Raw genomic sequence first — 20,455 nt, forward strand, 5'->3', positions numbered from 1 at the left:
GGTTTGAGCCCGACCAGGCGACTTCCACAACGGCGAATCGCGCCATCTTCTACGCTTGCGGATTTTATGTCCGCATTCGGCCTCGCTACTATGAGTCGTGACGTCCTGCCGGCCCGGTCCAGGTAGATATCCGTTCGCGAGAAGGCTCAATTGCGGCAGATCGAGCCTATTCAATTTGCGGCGACGAACGGCGTCCACCGATTCGCGCTCCTAACGAGGTCAGCGCCGCCCGCGGCAGTTCTTCAACTGAGAGCGCCCACAGCGAATACGCAACGCTGCGCTGGAACAACGTACCGACAGCTGCGCGAAGCTCGCCCCTGCCCAGCGCGTACACCGAGTCGGTCAACGCAATGGCGCCGTGCATCAGAACGCTGGCATGCCGGTAGCACCCCATCATGCAGTCATTGCAAGGCTCCCGTTGATCGGGCAGGTGGTCGAGGTCGAAGACGGAGCCCATCGGCTCAGACCACGCCTCGCAACGCCAGACATCGAGGTTCCAGTCGATATAAAAATACTTGCTGCCGCCGACACATGGAATCAGTTGCTGTTCACCGCGCACGAACCGCGCGACCTCGGCCAGCGCAGCGCTCGGGTCCATCACGCGAAAGCGCTTTTTAAGGCTGGCGATTGCGCTCAACGCTTCGAGTAGTTCGTCACGGCTGAGGTCGACGAGCGTCGATTTTTCGTCGTAGACCAGCGATGTGGAACCGAACGCCTCGCGCCTTGGATAGGAAAACGTGACGGCATCGAAACCAAGCCGGTTGAGCGTTTCCGGAAGCGACTCGTAACGGACCAGACGACTCACCGTAACCGATGCGCAGACCGGGATGCCGAACGCGTGCGCCTGAGCGATGCCATCGCGGATGCGGGCCTCCAGACCGCGCAGGCCGCGATTGTGCTCGTGCTCGCTCATGTCCGCGCTATCGATCGATATCAGCAGACGCTTGAGGCCCGCCGCCGCCAGTTGCTTGATGTGGCGGGGGAGGAACCAGCCGTTCGTGATCAGGCCGCACTGGATGCCGGCTTTCGTGGCCGACGCCACGAGCGATTCGATCTGGGGGTGAACCAGAGGCTCGCCTCCCTGCAGCGTCATGTAGCGAATCCGGCGTCTGCGCAGGATCGGCAGTGCACGCGCGAACTCATCAGGGTCGAGATAGCGACGCGGGCCTGCCAGGTTCTTGTCGCGCGAGAAACCGCAGAAGTCGCATGCGGCGTTGCAAAGGTTCGTTACCGATACGTCACAGACCGCAGGCAATGGATTGCGCGGCTCGCTGGCGACACCGTCTACGTGCCGCAGATTGCGCCACTTGATGATCCGCTCTGTCGTATCCATGGAACCCTCACCGGTCGGCTGACGAATTCGGCACGAAGCACCCTAGGATACGCTCCGCACGCCAGACGTGTGTGTTCCAGTTTCGCCGTGTGACAGGCGAGTGAATCACGCAAGCGAATCGCGCGAGTGAATCACGATCATCCGCGCCCGCCGGCGTCGTTTGCGAGCAGCTTTATTCGACGATATAGGGTTCGCTCGCTCATCCCCAGATGCGCGGAGAGTGCTTTGCGCGTCCCCGAAAATTCCGCTATGACGCGAGCCAGGTCATCGTCCGTCAATTCTCCTCGATGCGTTAAATGCGCCGACGCTGCGTGTTGCATCGCAAGTGACGACGCGCCGCCCGCGATGTCGGCAGGCAAGTGCTCGACGCGGATCAAACCGTCGTCGGTAAGCAGACAGGCACGTTCGAGCACGTTGCGCAATTCGCGGATATTGCCGGGCCATGCATAAGCCTCCAGCTTCGCCAGCGCTGCCGGCGCAACCTCCAGGTTGTGGCCCATTGCGCGACCGGCGGCGCGCGCCTCGTTCAAGCGTTGCAGGATCGAATTCACGAGCAGGGGAATGTCGTCTCGCCTTTCGCGCAGCGCCGGCAACTCGAGCGGAAACGCACTGATGCGATAGTACAAGTCCTGTCGAAATCGGCCATCCGCGATCATTTCCCGCAGTGGCTTGTGCGTTGCCGCCACCAGACGAAAATCCGCACGCAAAGTCTCGACACCACCCACACGGCGGTACGTGCCACTCTCAATCAAACGCAGCAATTTGACCTGCATGGACAGCGGCACATCGCCGATCTCATCGAGAAACAGCGTTCCGCCCTGCGCGGTCTCGACGAGTCCCGGCTTGCGTGCGACGGCGCCCGTGAAGGCGCCCCTTTCGTAGCCGAACAGCTCGCTCTCGAACAGGGTTTCCGCAATCCCCGAGCAATCGACCACGACGAACGGGCTACGCATGCGTTCACTCGATTCGTGCAGCGCGCGGGCGAATACCTCTTTGCCTGTTCCCGACTCTCCGAGCAGCAGCACCGGCAGCATCGACGGTGCAACGCGTTGCAGCGCCGAGACCGCCGCATTGAACGCGATCGATCGCCCGACGAGCCGGTCTGCGCTCGGTTGCGCCGATGTCGCGCGCACGGTGGTCAGTCGCTCGACATAGGCCACGATTTCGCCTCCTGCATCGAATATCGGGCGCAACTCGACATCGACGTGTTCCGGGCCGCGTGGCGTGAAATGAACATGAAGCACGCGATCCGGGCCGCGCTGCTCGAACGCCTGCTTCATCGGACAGTGCTCGCCGGCCTGGTCGCATGGAACGTCGTAGTGATGCGAGATCTGGTAGCACTTGTGGCCAACATGCGGCTGCCCGGCAACACCGAACTGCTTCTGGTACGCGGTGTTGGCGGCAAGAACCCGGTAGTTGGGATCGACCACGATCATGGGTTGTGCGTCGTGCTCGAGGTAAGACATCAATGCCGCGAAGTCGGGCGTCGCGTGGCTGGCGGGCGGCTCGACTGGTTTGGCGTTGTGCTCGTCGATCGATTCAGGCGATTCCATGGTGACCATATTCTGCAAGGAGGCCTCACTATAGCTTCTGCCACCGGCTTCTGCCAGCGACTCTGCCAACACTGCCATCCGGACTGCCATATGTGGCAGTCCGGCGCCGCTTCAACCTTTTGCCCGCCCGCAGGCCGTCCGAGGCCTCGATAATTTCCTGTTAAGAATCAACCAATTGCGGTTTATTTGCTCAGGTCGGCGTCTATTGGCATGCATCTTGTTATATCGGCCCCTAATTGATTTACATCCAGGACGACGCTATGAACACCACAAGTCCGATGACAATCGAAGGCTTCTTCGATCCGGCCACATCCACTATCAGCTATCTGCTGCTCGATACACGCACGGGCGACTGTGCAGTGATCGACAGCGTTCTCGACTACGACCCGGCGTCCGGGCGCACGTGCACGACAAGCGCGGACAGGCTCGCATCGCGCGTCGGCGAACTCGGTGCCAAGCTCCGCTGGTTGCTCGAAACCCATGTTCACGCCGATCACCTGTCCGCAGCACCCTACCTGAAGCAAAAGCTTGGCGGACAGACTGCCATCAGTGCAGAAGTGACACGCGTGCAAAACGTGTTCGGCAAGCTGTTCAACGCCGGCCCGGACTTCTTGCGCGATGGCAGGCAGTTCGACAGATTGCTCAACGATGACGACGAACTCGCGGTCGGCCAGCTGAAGGTTCGCGCGATGCGCACGCCCGGCCACACGCCTGCCTGCATGACTTATGTGGTCAGCAGCGGCGACGAGACGGCCGCCTTCGTCGGCGATACGTTGTTCATGCCCGACTACGGCACCGCGCGTTGCGATTTTCCCGGTGGCGACGCCTGCACACTTTTTCGCTCGATCGACAAGGTGCTCAGCTTGCCGCCGGAGACGAAGCTGTTCATGTGCCACGACTACCAGCCAGGCGGACGTTCGGTGCAGTTCGTAAGTACGGTCGCCGAGCAGCGCGAACGAAACATTCATGTGCACCACGGCATCAGCGAGCAAACGTTCGTTGCGATGCGCACCGCACGCGACGCGACGCTTTCCATGCCGGCACTGATCCTGCCGTCCGTGCAGGTCAACATGCGCGCCGGACAGATGCCCGTAGCAGAAGAGAACGGCATTTCCTATCTCAAGATTCCGCTCAACGGAATCTGAGTTGAACTAATCAAAAGACCCGCCCGAAGGAGCCCCCGTTGAAAATCAGAACAATGACAGCAGACATGTCCGTCTCTGCACAAATTGCAGCATCCGACCTTCCGGCCATCCGTGCTGCCGGCATTCGCACCATCATTTGCGCCCGCCCCGACGCCGAGGGTTCCGACCAGCCCGGTTTCAGTGAGATTGAGGCGGCTGCGCGCGACCACGGTATCGAGGCTCACTACCTGCCGGTCGAACCGGGCGTGGTGACCGACGCGGCATGTGCACAGTTTGACGACTTGATGAGCAAGGCCGACAAGCCGGTGCTCGCGTACTGCCGCACAGGAATGCGCGCCGCCGCGCTGTGGGGTTTGTCCGAGGCGTCGAAGCGGCCGTTGCCGGAAATTCTCGCGGTTGCGAAAGCGGCCGGCTATGACCTTGGCGGTCTGGGCCGACGCATTGCGAACGGGGGCAAGGTACCTGTTCAGATTGCCGAGGCGAGCCACGACATCGTCATCGTGGGAGCTGGTGCCGCTGGCATCGCTACGGCTTCGAGCCTGCTCGCACGCGATGGCTCACTCGACATCGCAGTGATCGATCCCGCCGAGACGCACTACTATCAGCCGGGCTGGACCATGGTTGGCGCCGGCGTGTTCGAGCCGGAGACGACCGCGCAACAGATGAACGCCGTATTGCCGCGCAAGGTGCACTGGATCAAGGCGGGCGTCGTCGCATTCGAGCCCGAGGCGCGTGCGGTGATCCTCGAGGGCTGCCGCGTCGTGCGTTACCGGAAACTGGTCGTATGTCCGGGGCTCAAGCTCGATTGGGGCGCCATCGAAGGTCTGCCGCAGACGCTGGGCCGCAATGGCGTGACCTCCAACTATCGATACGATCTGGCGCCCTACACATGGCAACTCGTGCGCGAGCTCAAGGGCGGGCGCGCGCTCTTCACGCAGCCTCCCATGCCGATCAAATGCGCCGGAGCGCCGCAAAAGGCCATGTACCTGTCATCGGATTACTGGCAGCGCTCGGGGCGCCTCGAAGGCATTGACGTGCAGATGTTCAACGCCGGCAACGTGTTGTTTGGCGTGGCCGAGTACGTGCCGGCCTTGATGGAGTATGTCGAGCGCTATGAAATCGGGCTCAACTTCGGCTACAACCTTCACGCGATCGATGGCCCCGGCAAGCGGGCGACATTCCGGCGCACTCTCGCCAACGGTGAAGTGGAAACGGTGTCGCGAGAGTTCGATATGATCCATGTCGTTCCCCCGCAAAAGGCGCCGGACTTCATACGCGTCAGCGCGCTTGCCGATGCGGCGGGCTGGGTCGACGTCGACCCATCGACGCTGCGGCACAAGACTCACGCGGACATCTTCGCGCTCGGCGATGTCACGAATACACCCAATGCGAAAACCGCCGCAGCCGCGCGCAAGCAGGCTCCCGTCGTCGCGCACAACCTGCTCGCGAGCCTCGGCAAGCTACAGGGGGAAGCGAGCTATGACGGCTATGGTTCGTGCCCGCTCACGGTCGAGCGCGGCAAGGTGGTACTCGCGGAGTTTCTCTACGGCGGGAAAATCGCACCGACGTTGCCCACCTGGCTCATCGACGGCACGCGACCTTCACGGCTTGCGTGGCTGCTGAAGGAGCGTGTGCTGCCACCGCTCTACTGGCGCGCGATGCTCAACGGCCGCGAGTGGTTGGCGCAACCCGAGATCGTCGGCTAATCACACGATCGTTTCCTGAACGATGCCTCTACGCAGCAGGCTTGCCGGCCTGCTTGCGGGGGCATTCATTGTCCGTTGAGGACCTCATGCTCACTACGCTATTACTTGGCGCCCTTGTCGGTGCCGTGCTGGGTTTGACCGGCGCGGGCGGCGGGATCCTGGCTGTCCCGGCGCTCGTCACCGGCATGGGCTGGTCGATGCAGCAGGCGACGCCCGTCGCGCTGGTCGCCGTGGCAGGCAGCGCGGCAATCGGTGCAGCGGAAGCCTTTCGGCAACGCCTCGTCCGATACCGCGCGGCGTTCCTCATGACCATCGCGGGCGTCCCGCTGACTTCGCTGGGCGTACGTCTCTCGCACGTTCTCGCACAACACCTGCTCATGGCGCTGTTCTCGGGCGTGATGCTGGTGGTTGCGTTGCGCCTGCTGACTCAGGCTCTGCGCAAGCCCTCTGCCGAAGCGACGACGTCCGGCCTCTGTGTCGGGCGCGTCAACCCGAATACGGGACGACTCGTCTGGACGTGGCCCACTGGCGCTGCGCTCGCTGCGACGGGAGCACTCACGGGTCTGATGACGGGTTTGCTTGGCGTCGGCGGTGGTTTCATCATCGTGCCGATGTTGCGCAAGTTCACGAATGTGTCGATGCACGGCATCGTCGCGACTTCGCTGATGGTGATTGCATTGGTGGGAAGCGGGGGGATCGTCTCGACTGTTGTGCAGGGTGGGTCACTACCTGTCGCGCTGACGGTGATGTTTGGTCTGGCGACTGCGTCCGGGATGGTCGCCGGACGGTTTGCTTCGCGGCATCTTTCGACGAAGCAGGTTCAGGTGGGGTTTGCTGTGGTGTTGATTTGCGTTGCGGCGGGGTTGATGGCGAAGGTTGTGCTGGGGGTGTGAGCGGGTGAGTTCGAAGTGCGCGCACTGCAAGGGTTGGCTGACCGGTGCGGCTGGTTTGGGAAAACGCGCAAGGGTGAAGTTGACCGTTTCCCGACGCTCGTCGCCGCTGCCTGCCAGCGGGCCGCAAACCGCCAGCCTGTTCCAGGGCTGGCGTTACTCATCCCCACGGATCAGGGTTGGCGTTTGCCGCGGCCACCAGCGGGTTTGCCAGCCGGCTTACGTGAACCCGTAGCTGGCTTGCCGGCGGGTTTGCTACGTGGCTTTTGCACGCTGAATGGGTTACCGCTGGACAAGCTTGTGCCTTTACCCGCGGCCACAGCGCGCTGCGCCGCAGGCTTGCGTTTGTTTTCGCCACTTTGCGGGCGCGTTTTTTGGCTGAGCACTTGCATGGCGCCCGGCGCAGCTTGCGGCACTTTCGGCTTCTTAGGCTTTTTGGGTTTCTTGATGATCTGGCCCGTCGCGCTAGTTTGCGGCACGCGGTGTTCGGCTTCAAAACCCGGCTCTTCTTCACGGCGTAGCGTTTGCCGGATCAGCGCTTCAATCGCGGCCAGTTGCGGCGCTTCATCGGCACACACAAGGGACACCGCCACGCCGCTGGCGCCCGCGCGGCCGGTACGGCCAATACGGTGCACATAGTCTTGCGCCACGATCGGCAGATCAACGTTGATTACCAGTGGCAGGTCGTCGATATCCAGCCCGCGCGCAGCCACATCGGTGGCTACCAGCATATGTACTTCGCCCGTCTTGAAGCGCTCCAGCGCACGCAGGCGCGCGGGTTGCGGTTTGTCGCCGTGGATGGTGTCGACCGCATAGCCCGCTTCATCCAGCATGGCCGCCAGGTAATCCACGCCATTGCGGGTTTTGACGAACACCAGCGCGTGCTCCCAGTTGTTCTCAGCCACAAGGTGCATGAAGAGGTCTGGCTTGTTCTTTTTATCTACCGGCACCACCCACTGCTTGATCTTGCTGGCCGTGGCATTGGGCGGGCTGACGCTGATATTGACCGGGCTGCGCAGAATGCCCGCCGCCATGGCGCGGATATCATCGGTAAACGTGGCAGAGAACAGCAGGGTTTGGCGCTGAGCGGGCAAGGCAGCAAAGACGGCGTTGAGTTCGCGCGCAAAGCCCAGATCCAGCATGCGGTCGGCTTCATCCAGCACCAGCGTTCGTACTTGATCAAACTGCACTGCGTTCTGGCGATTGAGATCTAGCAAACGGCCCGGCGTGGCAACGAGCACATCCACGCCTTTGCGCAACTTCATCATCTGCGGGTTGGTACTCACACCGCCGTAGGCGGCCAGAAATCGTAAGTCGAGGCCTTTGCCGTAGTCGATAAAGCTTTGCAGCACTTGTTCAGCCAGTTCACGCGTGGGCACCAGCACCAGAACACGCACGCGGTTGCTGGACACCGCCGGGCCGTGTTGCACCAGCCGTTGCAACAGCGGCAGCGCAAAACCCGCCGTTTTGCCAGTGCCGGTCTGTGCCCCAGCCATGACGTCCTTGCCACTGAGTACAGCAGGAATCGCCTTGGCCTGCACCGGCGTAGGTGTCTGGTAATTGAGGTCCTTCACATTACGCAGCAAGAGATCGATCAGGCCAAGCGAGGCAAAAGACATGGGCGTATTCCGGGCTGAAACCGCAATTCTAGCGGTTGGAGCTGGGCGGCAATGGAGAAGTTAGACGCCCGGGCGTTTCGTGGCCACCGTCGGTCGATGGATGGCGGTCGGAATCCAGCGTGCGACGAATAAGTCCTATCGATCCGACGCGGTCGTCCGAAACCGACCTTATCGACGTCTTTATTCAACAGATAGGGACATACCATCATTGTCCGCGTAGCAGCTTGCAACACTCTCAAATTCGGCAAACGGTCCAAACGCTTGCAACTACACATAAGGAGAGAAACGGGTCCGCGGGCCACGCTTGGGAGCCGTTTTGAGCGGGCAGTTACTGGCTTTACGCAGGAAGCGACCATGACATTCATTTCCCTCGCTCTTCCCTCGTTTTATCTCTTGTCCATGGCATCTTCTACGGAGTCGAGCATGTCAAATCGGACAAAGCGCACGCTGGAGTCGCCTGAAAGGAAGGAACCGATGCCGAAGCGCGGTGCCTGGTTCTGGCTGACCCAGCCATCGAATCAAAAGGCACTTCGTTTCATCGGTGCGGCGATCGCTGCCGCAATCGCGATGCTTGCCTCATTCGGCCTAATCCACAAGACACCCGAGACACCCGAGACAACGAAGGGAGCGGTGACTCGCAGCACACGCAGTTCCGAGCCGGCGCCCCCACAAAATGTCATCGCAAACGATCACAGCACCGCGATAGTTAACCAGGGTTCGGGGAGTGTCGTCACGGTGGAAAAACCATGAGCAGGATCGCTTTCCGCTCTGGCGTCGTGCACGCTCTCGTCTGGGTTGTCGCAACGGCTTCCGTGCAGACAGGGCTCGTGGAACTTGCCGCAGCTCAAACTCTGTCGACAGGTCAGTCCGTTAGCGCGTCCAACGGGTCAGTTGCGGTAGCAGTCAATGCGCCGAATAGCAAGGTGGTCGTCGAAGGCGGCCTCGACAAACGGGCTCGTGATCGGCTGGATGCGATATACCAGGCGCAAATAAGGGATGAGCGAACCTTGACAAGGATGCGAAGAGAAAATCAAAAGGCAATAGCGCAATTCCTCACCTCGGCTCGTCAGGCCAGCGCTGGACCGGACGCCAAAGAGGCAGCGCGTGCTCTTGATGCAGGTAATCCAATTCCGTCCGAAGCCGTTCTGCGAGAAGAAGAGGCTTCCGCTCTAGAGAGCGCGAGGGCGGACGAAGCACGCTCGGCTGAACATCGCAAGCAGGCGGCAGAACTCGCGCGTCAACGCGGTGCACTGATTTTCTTCAAGAATGCACGTTCGGCGCTCGAGGCCTATAAGCGTGCGGCCCAGTACGATCCTGGCGATATTCAGACAAGGATTGTGATCGGCGATCTTCAAGCCACACTAGGCGATACGGATCAGGCCCAAAAGACATTTACCGAAGCCGCGTCGATAGCGAAAGCGAAATCCGCCCAACACCCCGACAATCCCGAATTGCGTCACGAACTTGCCGTAGCCGACGAGAGAACCGGCGAGACGCTGGAGGCTCAAGGGAATCCTGGTTCGGCGATCGGGCTGTATCGGCAGGCGCTCCCGCTTCTCGATTCTCTCGCCCAGCATGATGTCAATAACGTCGCGTTAAAAACCGATCTCGCTGAAACGCACGCCAGAATAGGGGGCGTTCTGACAAGCGAAGGCAATCTCGCCCCCGCGATTGAGGAATTCCGCCAGAGCACCTCTATCGCGACCCAACTGCTCCAGAGTAGTCCGGATGACGTGACGGTTCAGCTCACCATCGCGGCCAATCACTTGCAGGCGGGAGACATTCTTTCGCTGCAAAACAACCTTCCAAATGCTCTCGCGGAATATCGGCAAGCACAATCCATTGCCGAGTCTCAGGCGCGCCGCGGTGAGGCAGGCGCATCGTCGGTGCAGGTCTCGATTGGCCATCACAGTGCCGATGGCTTGCGTCTCGCGGCACATGAACGAATCGGCGACGTCCTGCTCAGGCAAGGCGATCTGGCTGGCGCGCGAGTGGAACTGGATCAGACGTTGAGAATCGAGGAGTCGCTGGCTAAAGATGACCCGAACAATCTGGAATGGCAGGGAGGCATTGGTACGACTCACGTTCAGCTCGGTGCCGCGCGCTTTTCGCAGGGCGACCTTGACGGTGCAATTGTCGAATTCAGGACGGCTGCAGCGATTTTCAGCTCATTACACGAAATAGATCCTGCGAACCTCACTTGGGAGGGCGCCATCGGTTCGGCGCACTTCATGATATCGACGTGTCAGCTTCTGAAAGGCAGCAGGGATGACGCGCGTTCCGAGGTTCGTTCGGCAATTTCATCCCTTGAGGAGGTCGTCAAACGCAATCCAAATGACGCCACATGGACACTGTTGCTGGCGCAGGCCTATTCGGCCGATGCTGCTCTGCGTACACCGAGTACCCTGGCAAACGCAGCGGCAGAATTGACGAAAGCCGTAGACATGCTTCAGCGTCAAGTCGACCGAGACCCGTCCAATACCGCCGCGAGTTCACAGCTCGCCAGTGTGCGGATGCTGCGTGGCGAGGTCTTGATGGATCAACAGGATCTTGCGGGTGCGATAAGAGAGCTACGTCAGTCTTCGACCGAACTCGAATCGCTTAGCAAGGACGATCCCACAAACTCGATTCTTCAGCTCAATCTTTCGAGTAGTCTTGGCATACTGGCCATCGCTTTGAAACGACAAGGCGACCATGCCGGCGCACTCGATGCCGCCACCCGTTCGCTCAGCGCAGTCGATAGCCTTGCAAAACGTGACCCGGGAAATATGATGGCCCAGACAGAGCTTGCGACGACTTGTCTGCAACTTGGCCGCCTGACCGACGCGCCAGACCAGCGACGTGCACTTCTGAAGCGGGGCCTCAGCGTCGTGGAGAAATTGAAATCGGATAACAGAATGCCGCAAGGCATGGCTGAGCTCATTCCGCAGTTCAATACCGAACTCGCTGCACTTTCAAAGTGAGGTTTTGAGGCGACGAGTGCGTGGCCAACCGCGAGCTTTGTCGAATAAGCTACCGAAACACGACTTTTTCAACACTATCCTGACTGATGCGCAAGCGTCGCTCGTTGAAGCGTCAGCTTAATGCACGCCGAAGTCGGAACGAATTTTTCGTAGCTTAGCCGGAGTGACATTGAATTCGCGTTTGAACAGATTTATCAGATGTGAGCTGTCTGTGAAGCCACACTCGTACGCAATCTGAGTGATCGACCGATCACTGTTTAGCACCATCCATTTTGCACTCTTAAGGCGCAAGCTCCTCCAGTATTGTTGAGGGGCGACGCGGAGATGCTTCCTGAAGAGCCGATTGAGTTCTCGTTCACTCGTTCCAATCGCTTGCGCTATGCCAGCGATTGAACCCGGTTCCAACGTTTGTTGCATCATCAAACCGACTGCATTCACAACCCGCCGATCCGGACAATGCAGGCCGATCTCGGAGTCATTTTTCATGGCCTGTATTTCTTCGAATCCTCGATCGGCCATCAAATAGTGCAGCGCCTTGTGCGACCGCGTATTTCCACAATGGGTCGTCACTAAATGCATGGCGAGATTAATCGCCGCAAGGCCGCCGGGGCATGTAATGAATCCGCCGTCTACCACCACTGGGGCATCAGTCACGGCGACGATGTCGGGGAAGTTGGCCTGCATCGCTTGCGCGAGCGAGAAGTGAACCGCACATCGCCTACCGGACAGATATCCCAACTCAGCGAGAACAAATTGGCCGGTACAAAGTCCGACGACCGGCACGCCCGCTTCAACGGAGGATTGTACAAATCGGTAGAACTCGTCGGGAATCGGCTCCGAACTATGGAGCAAACCGCCATGAACCACGACGTAATCGTATTCGGTCGGATCTCCGAAGACCTTGGTGGGCAACATGGAGAAACCGCAACTTGCTCGAATGGGCGAGATCTCATGCGACAGAAGATCCCACGAGCAGTAGATCCTCCTACTAAAGTCCGCCTCATCTGCCGATAATCGCAGGAACTCCACGAAGCACGAAAGCGACATCAGCGTGAAGTCTGGAGTCGGCGCAATGCCCACCCTGAGCGGCGCTTCGACCTCCGGCGCAGACTTGCTCGGTCGAAGGGAAGAGTAGTCGTGCCGCATCTGCCGCCCTCCATTACGTGCCGCGGATTGTCCGAATCGTACAATTTTTTTCCACGGTCGGCAATTATAGTTTTCCACAGATAACGTTTAGGGTGACCAGTACACCCGCAAGGTAGAGGAGATGAGTAGATGAGCGCCGTGATGTTGTCCGTGCAGGATATCCGCTCGGTCATGACATGGGACCTTGCTATTGAGGCGTTGCGCGACGGCCACTTCGGAGCACGGCCGAGCGCCGGAGGCTTCCTGCTGCAAGATGGACCGTTCAGCCTTTTTTCGAGGGGCGTGATCCTTCCTGGCTACGGGGCGGGCGTCAAGGTGGCTTCCATGTTTCCGCCCAATGCACTGACGGAGAAGCCGCTGCCGACCGAGGACGCCATCTTTGTCATCATCAACGAAGATACGAAGTCCATCTCCTGCATCCTCGACGGTCCTGAGGTCACGCGCTGGAAGACAGCGGCAGACTCGGCGCTTGCCTCCGCGATACTGTCAGCGAGCAGCAGCAGAACATTACTCGTGATTGGAGCGGGTCCCGTCGCTTTAGCACTGGCGCAGGCGCACGTGCATGTCCGGCCCTCGATTGAGCGGATCATGCTTTGGAATCGTACTCCGCAGAAGCTTGATGGCGTTGCTCGAACATTGCTGCAACTGGGCCGCAAGGTTGACGTGGTCACAGATGTCGATGACGCAGTGTCGCAAGCAGACATCATTTCTTCGGCCACGGGTTCCACAAGTCCAATCATCAAGGGCCGCTTCCTGAAATCAGGCGCGCATGTCGATCTGGTCGGCGGATACCGTCCAGACATGCGCGAAGCCGACGACGACGTGATTGCACAATCCGACGTTTTCGTCGACTTCACTGACACAGCAGTAGACGCTGGAGACATTGCGGGGGCCATTGCCACCGGCTCGCTGACCCGAAGCGATATCAAGGGTGATCTGTTTGGCTTGGTTCGGGCTGCACCAAAACGTAGCGGGAAGGCGACTGTGTTTAAGAACGCGGGTGGGGCGCACCTGGACCTGCTAGTAGCGCTAGCGGCAGCGAAGGAACTGGGCGCTAGCGTCTAGTGCGACGTGAAACGTTTTGCTTCGTCGGGCCAACGCGTTGAATCGGAAGCTTCGGGTGAGCAGCATACGTATCCCCTGAAAAACAGATACAGAAAAAGTCAGACCATGCAGAGGAGGATGCCGCTTTTCGCCGACCGCTTGCTTGTTCAGATGCCCTCGCTCAGAGCACTACGGTGCTTCGTAACGGCTGCACGTTATGGAAATTTCACGCAGGCAGCTGAGGTGCTCTGTGTTACTCAAGCGGCCATAAGCCGTCAGATCAAAGAGCTAGAGGATTCTCTGGACGTCGTTCTTTTCGAACGTTCAGGTCGGCGCATCGCGTTGACGGAAGCCGGTACGATTTTATATAACGCGTCCTACCTCTCCATCATGAACATCGCTGAGTCGATCGAGGCGCTGCGTCGGCATGGAAGGACTAAGTTGATTATCTGCGTGTCCCATGCCTTCTCTATGTTATGGCTCGCACCTCGACTCGCGGCATTCCAGGGACAGTTCCCCGATATAAGGCTGCATGTAGTCGTCACCGACCACTATGTGGAGTCTGACGGGATCATCGACCCTGACGTGATAGTCACTAAAAATCCACCGAGGGAAGCGGAATACAAGGTCGAGCAACTCTTTCACGACATCGTATATCCAGTCTGCAGCGAACAGTTTTTCCAGCAAAACCTTCGCGGCAAACGTCTTACGGCGCTTGGTTTGCTGAATTATCCGACCCTAAACCTCTCTCCCGTTGGCCGAACGCATCTCGGTGAACACGTCGATTGGCGCGTGTGGCGAAATTGGTTCCAGCAAGGCGGCGACGTCATGGAGCGGCTCATCGAAAACGAATGTCTGGTCAGCAACGACTATCAGCTGCTTGTTTCTCAGGCGGAAGCTGGCGAAGGAATGGTTTTGGGGTGGCACCATTTAGTTCACCGTCAGATTGAGAAAGGCGTTCTGGTGAGACCCATCGAGGAAAGTTTGGTATTCCGTGATAGGCACCACTACCTGATTACGCACAAGAACGCACTGAAAAGGCCAGACTACGAGATTTTTCGAGAATGGATGGTGGGCGAGGTCGAGAAGATGCTTTCCGGCTGGTGCGAGTCGGACGAAGTGCGCTGAGCCGTCCGGTTAGAGTCCGTCCGTTCCTCCGTCGGCATCTGCAAGACACACAACCTGGCCCGGACAACCCATCGCTATGGTTAACCCGATGGCGCTTCATTGACCTACGAATCGTCCGAATCATACAAGTTCTTGCGGGTAACCAAAGCTAATCTAACTGAACTCGGCACCACGTCGAACGCATCACCAACTCAACGCAACCAAGGAGCAGCAACTTGAAAATCACGAAGATTTCAATCTATCAAGTGGATCTTCCGTTGAAGGAAGGAAAGTACAGTTGGTCAACGTATTCCTTTTCCTCTTTCGATAGCACAGTACTTATCGTTGAGACCGACAGTGGCCTCACCGGGGTCGGTGAAATCTGTCCGCTTGGCCCGTCCTATCTTGCTGCGTATGCCGAAGGTGCCCGAACTGGTCTGATGAAGCTCGCGCACGGCTTGTTGGGCGAGGATCCTTGCCAACTCGGACGAATCAATCTCCGGATGGACGAACTGCTGAAAGGACATCCTTACGTCAAGTCCGCGTTCGATATGGCGTGCTGGGACATCCTCGGCAAAGCAACCGGGCAGCCCGTGTATAACTTGTTGGGCGGTCGCATTCACGACAAGGTCAAGCTCTTCAAGGTCGTTAGTCGTCAAGAGCCCGATGCAATGGCCGCCAAGATCCGGCAATACCAGGAAGAAGGTTTCAAGCAGTTCCAAATGAAGGTCGGAGCCGGCGCGGACTCTGACATCGAGAGGATCTTTGCGGTTTCTGCGGAATTGCGACCGGGCAATATTCTCGCTGCAGACGCGAATACCGGTTGGCGTCAACACGAGGCGATTCGCGTCGTGAAGGCGATTCGAGATGTCGACATCTACATTGAGCAACCTTGCCTCAGTTACGAAGAGTGCTTGACAGTCCGTAAGCATTCGGATCATCCCATGATCCTCGATGAATGCATGGAAGACATTAAGGTTCTCATGCGCGGTTTCCAGGACCAGGCAATGGACGTCGTCAATCTGAAAATCAGCCGAATTGGCGGGTTGACGAAGGCAAGGCAATTCCGAGATCTTGCTGCTACTCTGGGGATCTCGCTTACGATTGAAGACTCGTGGGGTGGGGAGATCGACACCGCCGCAATTGCACACCTCGCACATTCCGCTCCGACTGGCTACCACTTCCAGTCGTCCGCTTTTCACGAATATCACACCCTCTCGATCGCTTCGGGCGGCCCGGAACTTAGCGACGGCTACATGTACGCGTCCGATGCTCCAGGATTGGGCGTGACCCCGAACATGGAAGTTCTTGGTGATCCTGTCGGCGTGGTGTCGTAACGCCGAAAGGGTGTGGGGTTGAATCCGGAGAAGGCTCGACCTGAAGAAATATCTCGGTAGTTCACTGACGATCTATCCGAACCCGGTTGCGCTCGCGCAAGATCTGTCAGCAAAGCGCATCGACATCGGAATCGACAGCTATTTGACGGCGGCGTATAACCAGAAGACTGCGGGATATCGTGGATATAAGGTATTGCCGATCAGGGCGGACGCTGCAGTGCCGGCTTCGCAGAGCCCTAGCCAAGCGGGATTTCCTTATCAAAAGTCAAACAGTGCACTTGGCGAGGCGATAAGCGCGGATATCGCGGAGATGCATAAGACGGGGGAGATTGCCAAGATCATCCAGTCCTACGGCTTGCAACCTTCAGCGGCGGACGTCGGTGAACCACGGCTTGTCCAGTAGTCAGCAAGGCTGAGACCGTTCCTCAGGCCTTTGAGCTGGGCAAGCCGGGGAACGGGCCACGGCTTTATTTTCCAACATCGAAATAGGGCAATCAATCATGCGCTGGAAGAAGACTTTGCAATTGCTTGACGTTCACTGCGAGGGGGAAGTCGGAAAGGTCGTGTTATCCGGGATCTATGACATTCCGGGGGAGACGATGACCGCGAAGATGAACTACATCAACAAGGAGAACGATAGTCTGCGCCGTTTCGTTTGTCTGGAGCCACGCGGTGCAGTCAACCAAACGGTGAACCTTATGGTCCCGCCGTGCGACCCGACAGCAGACGCAGGCTTCATAGTATTGCAGGCCGATGAGGCGCATCCGATGTCAGGCGCCAACACCATGTGCGTTGCGACGGCCCTTCTGGAAACCGGAATGATCGAGATGCAGGAACCGCACACTCAGCTGCGCCTCGAGGCACCCGCCGGGATCGTAACGGCTAACGTCGAATGTAAGGATGGAAAATGTGTCCGTGTGTCTCTGGACATGATCCCAGCGTTCGTCGAAGCCCTGGATCAGGTTGTCGAAACGGAGGAATGGGGGAAGGTCAAGGTCGACATCGCGTTCGGGGGTGTCTTCTACGCTGTCGTTTTTGTCGACCAGCTCGATTTCGAAACCAGTCCTGAGGACACGGATAAGCTGGTCAGGGCGGGAATGGCGATCAAGAAGGCAGCGAATGAGGCGTTCAAGGTGCAGCATCCCGAAATTCCGTCAATCGACCATATTGCCTATGCGATCTTCGCACAGCGCATGCCTGACGGTGTGATTCGCACATGTTGCACGCTTTGGCCAGGTCGGGTGGACAGGTCTCCGTGCGGAACGGGAAGCTCAGCAATTCTCTCCGTGTTGCGCGCGCAAGGAAATTGCCATCGGTGATTCTCTCACCACGCAATCAATCATTGGAAGCGAATTTCGGGTGCGGCTGATCGGCGAGACCTCGGTGGGGACGAAACCGGCAGTGCTGCCGAACGTATCGGGGCGTTGTTGGACCTACGGAATGAGTCAACTATCATTAGATCCGACTGATCCTTTCGCTGCTGGATTTGCGCTTCCTGATGCTTGGGGAGCTGAGGCTATTCATATCAGGTGAATACACGGATGGGTGCGGTAGCGTCTCTCGACGCTGCCTTTTTCACTGGTGCAGCGCTCCTACCGCCGACTCGGCTGCGGGGACCTTTACGAAAAAAGCCGCAAGGTCCTTGAAAATATCCGCACGTTCTCGCCACAATGGGTGGACGTTCATTCATGTGGGCCGTGATGTGTCCGTCGAAACGCTCGATGCAGGCATTTACGTTGCACGGATAATCGACCTGCGAGCGGGGGCGCGTCCGGTGCGGGTTTTCCCTTAATCGTGCAAGCAGCTTTGTTAGAAGCGGAAAGTTGGCTATCTTTGACTCACCATCTGCCAAGCCGAACAACAGAGGCAATCATGAAAGCATGCAACGTCGTGAGTCTGATCGTCCTTGTGGGATGCGTGACGCTGACATCGAACGTCTACGCGCAAGCCACCGACACCATGCCGATGGCGTCGAGTCCGGCTGCAAGTTCAGGTAAGGCGACGCCAGCCGACAAGAAGCTGGCTCGCGATGTACGCAAGGCGTTATCGAAAGCGCCCAACTTCAACGTGTCGAACGTCTACGTCAAGGCGCGCGGCGGTGTCGTGACATTGTCCGGCAGCGTTCCGGATGGTCCTCAGATCCAGCAGGCCGCGGAAGTGGCGATGGGCGTGCCGGGTGTAACGTCGGTGAGTAACCATCTGACGCTTTACACGAGAGGGTATTAACGCTTCAAGGCGGCGCCAGGATGTACTGGCCGTTTTCAGCCGTGAATTTCGCAAGAGGAGCCGACGCTCCGTGCAATCGCACGCGATGCTTTAGCGGCTTCGACTTGCAACCCGGCCACTCATCCGTCGTCGCGTGCAATGGGTCTCTGTCCTGAGGAGAGCGAATCGACGCGACAGGGGACGATTTCTAGACCGCTTGCAGATCCCACAAGACATCGAGGACGTGTTGCGTAGAACTCTCGACGCGCCCCGCACGATGTGCGATGCCGAGCCGACGCCACAGCGCTGGTCGCAGCGGGCGCATGACAATGCGCGGATCGTGCGATGGAGTAGCGGCTTCATGAGGCAACAACGCCGCGCCGTATCCAGCCGCGACCAGACTTCTGATTGCGTCGTTGTAGTTGAGCTGAATGCGCGGTACAGGATGATGACCGCCCGCTGCAAACCACTCGGTGCTCAGGTGCGAGAGCCGTGTAGTCGAGTCATTGAGAACGAGTGGCTTGCCAGCCAGCCATTTGGGTGTGACGCGGGCCGGGCATTTCCACTGGGCAGGCATGAAGGCCATGACAGGATCACGGCGCCAAGGCTTGATCACAAGTCCCGCCATTGTGGGTTGAGGTAACGCGACTAGTCCGATATCCAGTGACCCTTCCGCGAGGCGGCTGAGCGTATCCTGCGACGTCAGCACCGAAACCTGGACATCGATCGCAGGATGCTGCTGCCCCAATGCTTCAAGGGTCCGCGGCAGCAGGTTTGCTATTGCGCCCGTCGACGCGCCAAGTCGTACCCGCCCCTCAAGTCCCTGTACTTGCCGCCGAACATCGTCCAGTACCTGTGCGGCATCGGCCAGCAGGTGCCGCGCCTTTGTCAGAAGGGTCTCCCCAATCGCCGTGGGTTGAACGTGTCCGCGCTTGCGTGACAACAGCGGCGCACCAATGCGCTCCTCCAGTTCCTGGATGTGAAGGCTGACTGTTGGCGCTGCCAGATGCAGGACACGTGCGGCCTCGGCAAAGGAACGATGGTCTACGATTGTCACCAACGTGCGCAGGCGGTCCAGACTAATCTCTCTCATGGTGGTACCAGATTAGGAATAACTGAACGTAGGTTTCAGGAAATTCAACTTTTCATATTTTATCCATGGAACCAAGATCGGAGTCATCGGTTCAGGAGGATAGAAAATGATTGGTATCAAGGAGAGCATGAAGGGCGATGAAGATGGCCCACTATCAGCAAGCGCTGTGGAGGCGCAACGATGGGTAGCTGCGCTGACGCTCACCGGTTTATTGATGACCATTCTGGTCATTGCCGGCCTGTATGTAGCGACGACGCCCCGCAATGTCAATCAGGCATGTTTCCAGGCAAAAATGGACGACGAGCACACCCTCCTGGAGGCTTCTTTCCAGACATCATCGGATCAGGATGCAATCGTGGAGGCGATGCGCGCCTGTTCGCGTTGATGAAACAGGCAAGTGGGATAAGAGCGCGTTGCGCACCGCCGGATTGTCGAGGACCCAGGGTTATCGCCGGCGAGAAGAAGCAACGTGCATTCGAGACGCAGCTCATGCACCCGGGTAAGTCCGTATAGGTAGGAGTGTACGCTCTCGCTTACCTTCTGGTCTTACCACGGTTTTACCGCACGATCCATCATGCAAATTGTTCGGCAAGAGGACGACAGCAAGGGCTTCGAGAAAGTCTTTTCTTTTCTTCGCGACCTGCTTCTGGAAGGCGCCATCCAGCCTGGCGACAAGCTCATTCCCGAGCGCGATCTCGCGTTGAAACTCGGCGTGAGCCGGCCTGTCGTGCGCGAGGCGCTGCGCGCGCTGTCGATGATCGGGGCGGTCGATATCCGCGAACGCGTGGGAACCATCGTCACGCGTCCCGACGTATCGACTCTTGGGGAGTTCTTCGCTTTCGCGCTCGCGCAGGAGAAGGACGTCGTCGAGGACGTGATGGAGGCCCGGATCGCCATCGAATGCCAGTCGATCAGGCTTGCGTGCCGGCGTGCGAGCCTTACCGACCTCGAGCGGCTGCGCGCCGCGCTCGATCAGATCGAGGCGACAGTCGACCAGCTCGAACTGGGCAGCCAGGCAGACTTCGAGTTTCATGCCGCGCTGGTGCAGGCGGGCGGCTCAAAGACGCTGATCAATCTGCATGGCACGGTCGCCGCGTTGCTGATGCACTCGCATCGGCATCGACGCGAAACCGTTCAGCTTCATCCGGATATCAAGTCGCGCGTCATCGCGGATCATCGCCGGATCTTTCAGGCTGTGGTCGATCACGACGAGCAGGCCGCCGATCAGATCCTGCGCGAGCACTTTCGCATCGGCGACGAGTATCGGCACAAGGCCGCGACCGAATGGCGGCCTTCCTGAGCGCAAAGGGGTTC

General features: G+C 58.8%; 15 protein-coding genes and 2 pseudogenes. 12 read left to right on the plus strand and 5 right to left on the minus strand.

Annotation, left to right across the window (positions count from 1 at the left end):
• Positions 1 to 166: 166 nt before the first annotated feature.
• Together BN2475_RS01860 and BN2475_RS01865 are read right to left on the minus strand one after the other, a co-directional pair.
• Positions 167 to 1,333, minus strand: a complete 1,167-nt coding sequence (locus BN2475_RS01860; RefSeq protein ID WP_094777877.1) for a radical SAM protein — start codon at positions 1,331 to 1,333, stop codon at positions 167 to 169.
• 352 nt (positions 1,334 to 1,685) lie between these two features.
• A pseudogene (locus tag BN2475_RS01865) lies at positions 1,686 to 2,799 on the minus strand (sigma-54 interaction domain-containing protein); the annotation flags it as partial.
• Positions 2,800 to 3,146: 347 nt separating this feature from the next.
• Between BN2475_RS01865 and BN2475_RS01870 the strand changes: the two are divergent.
• From BN2475_RS01870 to BN2475_RS01880, 3 genes are all read left to right on the plus strand, one after another.
• On the plus strand, positions 3,147 to 4,031 hold the full coding sequence (locus tag BN2475_RS01870) for an MBL fold metallo-hydrolase (RefSeq protein WP_094777879.1): 885 nt from the start codon (positions 3,147 to 3,149) through the stop codon (positions 4,029 to 4,031).
• 38 nt (positions 4,032 to 4,069) lie between these two features.
• The gene (locus BN2475_RS01875) at positions 4,070 to 5,737 is read left to right on the plus strand and encodes a bifunctional protein tyrosine phosphatase family protein/NAD(P)/FAD-dependent oxidoreductase (protein ID WP_094777880.1); all 1,668 of its coding nucleotides are present in this window, start codon (positions 4,070 to 4,072) and stop codon (positions 5,735 to 5,737) included.
• 86 nt (positions 5,738 to 5,823) lie between these two features.
• Positions 5,824 to 6,630, plus strand: a complete 807-nt coding sequence (locus BN2475_RS01880) for a sulfite exporter TauE/SafE family protein (RefSeq protein WP_094777881.1) — start codon at positions 5,824 to 5,826, stop codon at positions 6,628 to 6,630.
• 170 nt (positions 6,631 to 6,800) lie between these two features.
• Here BN2475_RS01880 and BN2475_RS01885 read toward each other — a convergent pair whose 3' ends face one another.
• Positions 6,801 to 8,246, minus strand: a complete 1,446-nt coding sequence (locus BN2475_RS01885) for a DEAD/DEAH box helicase (protein WP_094777882.1) — start codon at positions 8,244 to 8,246, stop codon at positions 6,801 to 6,803.
• A 354-nt stretch (positions 8,247 to 8,600) separates the two neighbouring features.
• On the opposite strand from BN2475_RS01885, the gene BN2475_RS01890 reads away from it, so the two are divergent.
• Positions 8,601 to 8,996: a hypothetical protein gene (locus BN2475_RS01890; RefSeq protein WP_143325717.1), complete on the plus strand. Its 396-nt coding sequence runs from the start codon at positions 8,601 to 8,603 to the stop codon at positions 8,994 to 8,996.
• A 77-nt stretch (positions 8,997 to 9,073) separates the two neighbouring features.
• A complete protein-coding gene (locus tag BN2475_RS01895; RefSeq protein WP_159444515.1) occupies positions 9,074 to 11,209 on the plus strand; it encodes a tetratricopeptide repeat protein in 2,136 nt (711 codons plus the stop codon).
• Positions 11,210 to 11,326: 117 nt separating this feature from the next.
• On the opposite strand, the gene BN2475_RS01900 is transcribed toward BN2475_RS01895, so the two are convergent.
• The gene (locus BN2475_RS01900; protein WP_094777885.1) at positions 11,327 to 12,355 is read right to left on the minus strand and encodes a GlxA family transcriptional regulator; all 1,029 of its coding nucleotides are present in this window, start codon (positions 12,353 to 12,355) and stop codon (positions 11,327 to 11,329) included.
• Positions 12,356 to 12,484: 129 nt separating this feature from the next.
• On the opposite strand from BN2475_RS01900, the gene BN2475_RS01905 reads away from it, so the two are divergent.
• The 5 genes and pseudogenes from BN2475_RS01905 (at position 12,485) to BN2475_RS01930 (ending at position 18,069) form a co-directional block, all read left to right on the plus strand.
• Positions 12,485 to 13,420 carry an ornithine cyclodeaminase family protein gene (locus tag BN2475_RS01905; RefSeq protein WP_245841126.1) on the plus strand — a complete coding sequence of 312 codons (936 nt, stop codon included), beginning with the start codon at positions 12,485 to 12,487 and terminating at the stop codon, positions 13,418 to 13,420.
• 117 nt (positions 13,421 to 13,537) lie between these two features.
• Positions 13,538 to 14,527 carry a LysR family transcriptional regulator gene (locus BN2475_RS01910; RefSeq protein WP_425435455.1) on the plus strand — a complete coding sequence of 330 codons (990 nt, stop codon included), beginning with the start codon at positions 13,538 to 13,540 and terminating at the stop codon, positions 14,525 to 14,527.
• Positions 14,528 to 14,742: 215 nt separating this feature from the next.
• Entirely contained in the window at positions 14,743 to 15,843 is a 1,101-nt protein-coding gene (locus tag BN2475_RS01915) for a cis-3-hydroxy-L-proline dehydratase (RefSeq protein WP_094777887.1), read from the plus strand.
• A gap of 500 nt (positions 15,844 to 16,343) precedes the next feature.
• Positions 16,344 to 17,376, plus strand: a pseudogene (locus BN2475_RS01925) (proline racemase family protein).
• A gap of 339 nt (positions 17,377 to 17,715) precedes the next feature.
• The gene (locus BN2475_RS01930; RefSeq protein WP_094777888.1) at positions 17,716 to 18,069 is read left to right on the plus strand and encodes a BON domain-containing protein; all 354 of its coding nucleotides are present in this window, start codon (positions 17,716 to 17,718) and stop codon (positions 18,067 to 18,069) included.
• Positions 18,070 to 18,256: 187 nt separating this feature from the next.
• On the opposite strand, the gene BN2475_RS01935 is transcribed toward BN2475_RS01930, so the two are convergent.
• Positions 18,257 to 19,141 (minus strand): LysR family transcriptional regulator, encoded by an 885-nt coding sequence (locus tag BN2475_RS01935; protein ID WP_094777889.1) that lies wholly within the window; start codon positions 19,139 to 19,141, stop codon positions 18,257 to 18,259.
• A gap of 106 nt (positions 19,142 to 19,247) precedes the next feature.
• Here BN2475_RS01935 and BN2475_RS01940 point away from each other — a divergent pair, with 106 nt between their 5' ends.
• Both BN2475_RS01940 and BN2475_RS01945 read left to right on the plus strand, forming a co-directional pair.
• Positions 19,248 to 19,526 carry a hypothetical protein gene (locus BN2475_RS01940; RefSeq protein WP_094777890.1) on the plus strand — a complete coding sequence of 93 codons (279 nt, stop codon included), beginning with the start codon at positions 19,248 to 19,250 and terminating at the stop codon, positions 19,524 to 19,526.
• A gap of 189 nt (positions 19,527 to 19,715) precedes the next feature.
• Complete coding sequence (locus BN2475_RS01945) at positions 19,716 to 20,441, plus strand: FadR/GntR family transcriptional regulator (protein WP_094777891.1); 726 nt, start codon at positions 19,716 to 19,718, stop codon at positions 20,439 to 20,441.
• Positions 20,442 to 20,455: the final 14 nt, after the last annotated feature.

The organism is Paraburkholderia ribeironis (genome assembly GCF_900019265.1).
Lineage (GTDB): Bacteria > Pseudomonadota > Gammaproteobacteria > Burkholderiales > Burkholderiaceae > Paraburkholderia > Paraburkholderia ribeironis.